Source organism: Arthrobacter sp. P1_H7 (assembly GCF_056405215.1).
Window position 1 is genome coordinate 68,910 of record NZ_JBFUCO010000014.1, and the last position, 6,560, is coordinate 75,469.

Sequence of the window (6,560 nt, forward strand, 5' to 3'; positions counted from 1 at the left end):
ACTAGTAGCACTAGTCCTGTACGGCTCTGCCGGCGATGGCGAGGGAGATGTGTCGGGGGAGGCGCTGGGCGATGCCGGCCAGCAGGCGATTGCCCCAGCCTGAGACGACGCTTACGGGTGTAGTGCGGCGATCGAGAGCGCGCAGGGCAGTGTCGATGACCTCGCTGGCGCCCTGCAGCCGGCCGACCGCTGCGGCCTGGCTCCCGAGTACGTCGAAGAATTCGGTGCGGGTGGCCCCCGGGCAGAGCGCGAGCACGCGAAGGCCGGATTCCTTCGTCTCATGTGCCACGGCTTCGGTGAAGCTCAGGACAAATGCCTTGGTTGCTCCGTAAACCGCCATCCCAGGTACCGGCTGAAAAGCTGCGGTACTGGCTACGTTGATGAGTGCGCCCCTCCCGGCGGCGAGCATCTCGGGGAGGAATGCCCGCGTGGTCTCAACGAGAGAGGCCACGTTGAGGGAGATCTCCGAGGCGATGACCGCGGGGTCTTCCTTGACCAAAGGGCCGCTCGTGGCGAAGCCCGCGTTGTTGATCAGGGTGTCGATGCGGATGCCCCGGCCGGCGAGCTCCTCGCGGAGTTCCGCTCCGGCTCCCGCACGGCTTAAGTCCTTCGAGAGCGTAGTCACTGAAATGCCGCCCGAGTCGCGCAGCTTCCGGGCGAGATCCTCAAGCCTGTCGGTCCGCCGTGCGACCAGCACAAGGTTGGCCCCGCGCGCTGCAAATCGTGCGGCAAACTCCGCGCCGAGCCCGGAGCTCGCTCCAGTGATGAGTGCCGTGGTTCCGCTGTAGCTCATGGTCATGTCGAATCCATTCCGTGTGGCGGCCACTCTATGTAGCCAATGCCTACATAGTAGACAGTGGCACCATTGTAGTCAATGACTACTTTGCGGCTATACTGATCACATGACCGATCAGCCCTACCATCACGGCAAGCTCCGCGAGGCGTTGCTCGCCCGTGCAAGGGAAGTCATCGAAGAAGCAGGAGTCGAGGGACTTTCCCTACGGCAGCTCGCGCGTGACCTGGGTGTGAGCCACGCGGCACCCGGCAAGCATTTCCGTGACAAGCAGGCGCTTCTCGATGCCCTCGCCCTTGACGGTTTCCGCAGCATGAATGCGAGGATCACAGGAGCGTCCGAAGCCGCCGGAGACCATCGGTCACGCTTTGTCCGGATCGCCAGGGCCTATGTGGACTTCGCGGTCGCCCACCCGGTCCTGTTGGCCGTGATGCACTCCACCAAGCACCATCCTGATGCCAGCGATGAACTGCGCAGCATCGGTGAAGACGGCATAACGATCGCCAGGGCGCTCATCGCTGAAGCCCAGGACGCCGGGGAGCTCGCGCCAGGGGACCGCGAGATGCTCGCGCTCGTCTGCTTCGTGAACCTGCACGGAGCCGCTGTGCTGGCGGCGGGCAACCTCCTGGATGGAACTTCCATCGACGCCCTGACGGTTGCCACAACAGACCTGTTGTGGGCGGGAATGGTCGCAGGTATTCCCGCACCCCGGGGAGCCTCGGGAATCGGCCCATGAGCCGCTCTCTTAGACGAACTCGGCGTCCTAAACACCCGTTGAGCCGAACCAGCCGTCAGGCATCCTTCGTTATACGCAACGGATTCGAAAACAACGCTTATTGACGTTCGCCAGAAGGCCTCCTTGTGCGTGGAGGTTTGTCGGCCTGCGGTCCAGCGGGGCACCTGCCGGAAAACGCTCACGCTGCTTTGACGACCGCAGCGTTGGCCTCGTCTTCTGCGGACCCATCGAGCCAAGTGAATCGACGGATTTTCGGATGCCCGGCACGCGTTCTCTGGGTTTAAGCTGTCTCGGTTCCTAGGAAGTGGAACGCTAGGATTGGTCCTTCGGAATGCGGCGATTCGCGCGTGGGCTCTCGTTCCACAGCTATGTTCAATGGAGATGGGGACTGCCCCGGCTTTTGTTGACTCGGGGTCTTAGGCCGCTATGAGCGCGGTCCGGTTGATTGTTTCATATTCGATTGGCGTGAGTTTTCCGAGTCGTCTTTGCCGTCTCCGGCGGTGGTAGGTCCGTTCGATCCAGGTCGTGATCGCCAGCCGGAGTTGTTGCCAGGTGGTCCACCGCTGACGGTCCAGGACGTTCTTTTGCAGCAGCGAGAAGAACGATTCCATCGCGGCGTTGTCTGCGCACGCACCAACCCTTCCCATCGACCCTTGGAGGCCGTTATGGCGGAGCGATTCAACGAACCGCCGGGACCGGAATTGGGAACCACGGTCCGAATGAACCACAGTTCCTGCCGGACGGCGTGCCCGCACGGCATTCTCCAGCGCGGCAACCGCCAGCGAAGACTTCATCCGTGAGTCCATCGAGTACCCGACGATCCTGCCGGAATAGACGTCCTTGACCGCACAGAGGTAGAGCTTTCCCTCGGCGGTGGGTGCTCGGTGATGTCGGTCAGCCACAGCTCGTTCGGCGCCGCGGCGGTGAAGTCGCGTTCCGCCAGGTCATCGTGAACCGGTGGGCCCGGTTTCCGGTTCAGGCCCCGCTTCTTCGAAAACACCGACCAGATGCCGTGGTCCCTGCACAGGCGCTGGCCCCTGTTCTCACCAGCCGTTATGCCCTTCTCCGGGAGTTCATCGGCGATGAAACGGTATCCGAACGCGGGATCGTCGTCATGGATGTCCCGAGCGGCGTTGACCAGGTGCGCATCCGCCCAGTCCCGGTCCGTCACCGGGCTGGCTCTCCACCGGTAGTAGCCTTGCTTGCTGAACTTCAACACCCTGCAGGTCACCGCCACGGGGACACCGTCGGCGGCAAGATCCGTGACCAGCGGGTACATCATTTTGGGTTGATATCCCTCGCCAGATAGGCAGCCGCCCGGCGCAGGATCTCATTCTCCTGCTCCAGCAAGCGGTTGCGCTTCTTAAGCTCCCGCATCTCGGCCGACTCCGCGGCCGCGGGGCCGGCCCCGGATTCTTTACGTTCGGCGATGGCGATCCAGCGCTTCAGCGTGGTGACTGACAGCCCGAAATCCTTCGCAATCTGCGCCAGTGGCGCCTCGCCCTTGCGGGCCACATCAATAACATCCTGGCGGAACTCCGCCCCATAAGCCGTGGGCATGGTCAACATCCTTCCACGAGCACCAGCTCGCTAGGTCAAGGAGTCAACAAAACCGGGGGCAGTCCCCGGCATTAGCGTGAGACATTGAGGACCTCTTGGTCGCTGCAGCGGTTGTCTAAGCAACTCCACTGTGCAACCGGAGGTCCTCACCTTTAGGTCAACGACTCCAGCGAGTCATCACATTCACCGAACCAACGTCCCTGGGCAGTACAGCTACGGCACCGCGCTCTCCCCACAACAGGGAAATGACCCTAGACCTTCGCACTGAATCAGCCGGACACCCGCAATACGGCAGCCCCGCGTAGATTAGTACACCAGACATCCTCAGCCACGAAAAGAGCTTGCGCTATACACAGCAACTCTCGAGACTTCATCCCAGGCAGCTTCGGGCGGGACCGATAATCGAAGTCGAGGTAACCATGGATATGAAACCGGAAGTCGGCGAACCCGATGGGGGACCCTGGCAAGCCGAGTCACTGGAAGGCTTGGTGCGGCGACTACTGCCGGCAGCAGGACAACGTCCGAACCGGCCCTGGGTTGTAGCGGTAGATGGAAGGAGCGGGGCAGGCAAGACCACCCTGGTCGATCGTCTACTAGCTCGAGTGCCGGACTCAGATGTCGTTCACACGGACGATGTAGCGTGGCATCTCTCGTTTTTTGACTGGGCCGATGAACTCCGTGACGGTGTCCTCGAACCTCTGCTCCAAGGCGAGGCAGTCCATTACCGTCCGCCGGGTTGGGTGGCCCGAGAACGTCCAGGTGCCATAGCTCTACCCGCCGGGCGTTCAGTGGTGTGGGTGGAAGGGAGCGGATCATCACGCCAAGCTCTCTCCGACCTAGTCGACGCTTCAATCTGGGTGCAGTGCGACAACTTTGAAGCCCGACGTCGCCTCCTGGAACGAGATGGCCAGGAAGAAGAAGACCTGCACAGGGAGTGGGAAGAACAAGAAATTCCCTTCCTACTTGAAGACCGGCCGTGGGAGCGCGCTACAGTGATCGTGGCCGGAAGGCCGGCCCTAGAGTACGATCCGAATACCCAAGTGGTAACCGCTCAGCCGGCACCACCATGCGAGGAGATCACCTAACCCACGGATTTGCCATCTCCGCCCGCCACTGTGGGTGGCGGGGTCAGGCGCCTTGGCTGTAAGTCCTCCGCATGCTGGGATGTGTGGCCATACGTGATGTGTAGATAGTCCACACCGTTAAACGGGCCCCGAACTGTCCTCGGTTGGGCCAGCACAGCGGAAGATTCGCTGCGCAACAGGACGGCGGTCCGGCGTTGCCGTCCGCTATTGCTTCGCTGCGGCGTTGGGCGTAGCTTGCGGACACGCACGTTTCCAGCTGCGCTGCGTCACCAGTCTCCCGTCCCAAAGTCTGCATCACTGATTCATCGTCCGGAAGGCGCGTGGTTATGAAAAATCCGTTCAACTTCATGACTTCTGTAGGGTTCGGATTAGCAGCACTTCTGACCACAGTGGGATGCAGCTCGACGACGGCCAGCCCGCCGCCGGCGGCAGAACAGACCAAGACCCTGCGGATAGCCACCGATGATGAGCCCGGCCGCCCGGCTGCCGCCCAGATTGAGGAATTCGCCCGCAACGTGAAGGAACACTCCGGGGGCAAGGTCCTGATCGAACCGGTGTGGAAAGCCGTGGGTGAGGACAAGGACGACCCGGATCAAGCAGTGGCACGCGCAGTGGTTACCGGTGATTTCGATATGGGACTGGTCCCTGCCCGGGCTTGGGACACCGAAGGGGTGAGTTCCTTTGCGGCACTTCACGCGCCGTTCCTCGTGACATCCAATGCCCTGATGGCGAAGGTCTCGGACCCGGCAGTCGCGGACGAAATGCTTGCAGGGCTGGACAAGGTCGGTGTGTCCGGTCTTGCCCTGGTCCCAGAAGGCACGCGAATGCTCTTCTCCTTCTTCGAACCGATGCTTACGCCGGCTGATCTTGCCGGGAAAACCGTACGGGCTCCCCGGTCCGACACGACCTACGATCTGCTGAGCACGATGGGTGCCACTCCGGACGATCTTGTGGGCGAACAGTTCTATGACGGTATCGCCGCGGGAACGGTGGTGGCGGCGGAATCGTCGTTCGCGTTGGCCGGGTCGCTCCCGAAGGCCACGACCGCGACCGGCAACATGATCCTCTACTCCAAGTTAAACTCCCTTGTCATCAACACGAAGTCTTTTCAAGCCCTGAGCGAGGGCCAGCGGCAGGCCCTGAAAGACGCGGCGGCAGCCACCCGCACGTGGGCTGTGGAAACAATGACGGAGACGGCGGACGATGCGGCGAAATTCTGCAAGGAAGGCGGAACCGTGGTGGTAGCGACGGTGGCCGCGGTTGCCGCCTTCAAAGCTGCCGGTGCCCCTGTCTACACGAAACTCGAGGCGGACCCGGATACCAAAGCCCGCATAGCCAAGATAAAGGATCTGGCCGCGGCCGAACCTGCGCCCCGATCCATTGCCCCGTGCAGCGCCGGCGGCTAGCAGGCGCCCACTTGGTCCGGAGTCGAAGGGTCTGGGTTCTTGGACGTCGAGAGATAGGGTTCCGGTCACTTACTGACCCCTGGCCGGACACAACAAGATCTCACCGGAAGCTAAATTTCGACGTGTTCGCGTCTCGTGCAGCGTACGAACGACCGCGGTTGCACGAAGGCACGAAGGCCGGCCAAGCGACCGCGTAAGCCAGGGCAGACTCGGCGGCCGTCCGCCGGCCATGACCCCCATGAACGCTCGAGACGGCCCGAGGTCCCCGGAGACGGGATGATGAGATCCGGGTCGGGCAAACTCTCGAGGTTCAGGAGTCCTCATCCTCTTCCGCAGCGCCGTCCCTTCGGTTCCATGCGCCGAAAAGAGCTGGCTGGCCCCAAAGACGGTCGATTCAACCTGGGCGATGGGAAGGGGGAGGGTGCTTTCGGTCTCAGTCCGGCCCTCGCCGCTGTGATGTTCGCGCTGGCACGGCTTCGGTTGTATCGCCTTAGAGTCGTTCGCGGACCTCGCTGCGGTGTCTTTACGTCCGGTCGACTGATACCGGTGGGGTCACTGGGGATGAAGGCGGGAATCGTCGGTCTCCCATTCATCTCGGGTGATCGCGTACTCGACGTCGCCGTGCTCATCGCCCGGAACGTACACCGGCCAGTCGGCGACGAAGGCCCGCACGAGGCGCATCCCGGATTTCTCCATCACCCTTCGGGAAGCCGTGTTGACTGCCATGGTCGAAGCTACAACCCGTTGCACCCCGAACTCGGTGAACCCCTTGGCGATCAGCGCCCGCGAGCCCTCCGTCGCGTGCCCCTTTCCCCACGCCGCGTGGCGCAACCGGTAGCCCAGTTCCGGCTGATCTTGTGGATCGTCGGGGCCCGGCCGGAAGTGGAACCAGCCGAGGAATTCCCCGGTCGTCTTCTCGAGCGCGGCCCAGAACCCGTAGCCGGGAAAGCGCTGATAGTAGTCGAGGAATGCCGGGAGGA

4 protein-coding genes and 1 pseudogene are annotated in these 6,560 nt (G+C 62.5%); 2 read left to right on the forward strand and 3 right to left on the reverse strand.

All coding sequences use genetic code 11. From position 1 onward, the window contains the following. Positions 1–10 precede the first annotated feature (10 nt). Positions 11–799, reverse strand: a complete 789-nt coding sequence (locus tag AC1DXI_RS14940) for an SDR family NAD(P)-dependent oxidoreductase (RefSeq protein ID WP_476939283.1) — start codon at positions 797–799, stop codon at positions 11–13. Between the two features lie 103 nt (positions 800–902). On the opposite strand from AC1DXI_RS14940, the gene AC1DXI_RS14945 reads away from it, so the two are divergent. Beyond that, the gene (locus tag AC1DXI_RS14945; RefSeq protein WP_476939284.1) at positions 903–1,529 is read left to right on the forward strand and encodes a TetR/AcrR family transcriptional regulator; all 627 of its coding nucleotides are present in this window, start codon (positions 903–905) and stop codon (positions 1,527–1,529) included. A 416-nt stretch (positions 1,530–1,945) separates the two neighbouring features. Here AC1DXI_RS14945 and AC1DXI_RS14950 read toward each other — a convergent pair. Beyond that, a pseudogene (locus AC1DXI_RS14950) lies at positions 1,946–3,089 on the reverse strand (IS3 family transposase). A 1,411-nt stretch (positions 3,090–4,500) separates the two neighbouring features. Here AC1DXI_RS14950 and AC1DXI_RS14955 point away from each other — a divergent pair. Then, complete coding sequence (locus AC1DXI_RS14955) at positions 4,501–5,580, forward strand: TRAP transporter substrate-binding protein (protein ID WP_476939285.1); 1,080 nt, start codon at positions 4,501–4,503, stop codon at positions 5,578–5,580. 552 nt (positions 5,581–6,132) lie between these two features. Here the strand turns inward: AC1DXI_RS14955 and AC1DXI_RS14960 are convergent. Continuing rightward, the coding region (locus AC1DXI_RS14960; protein WP_476939286.1) for a GNAT family N-acetyltransferase at positions 6,133–6,560 on the reverse strand (428 nt) is incomplete at its 5' end.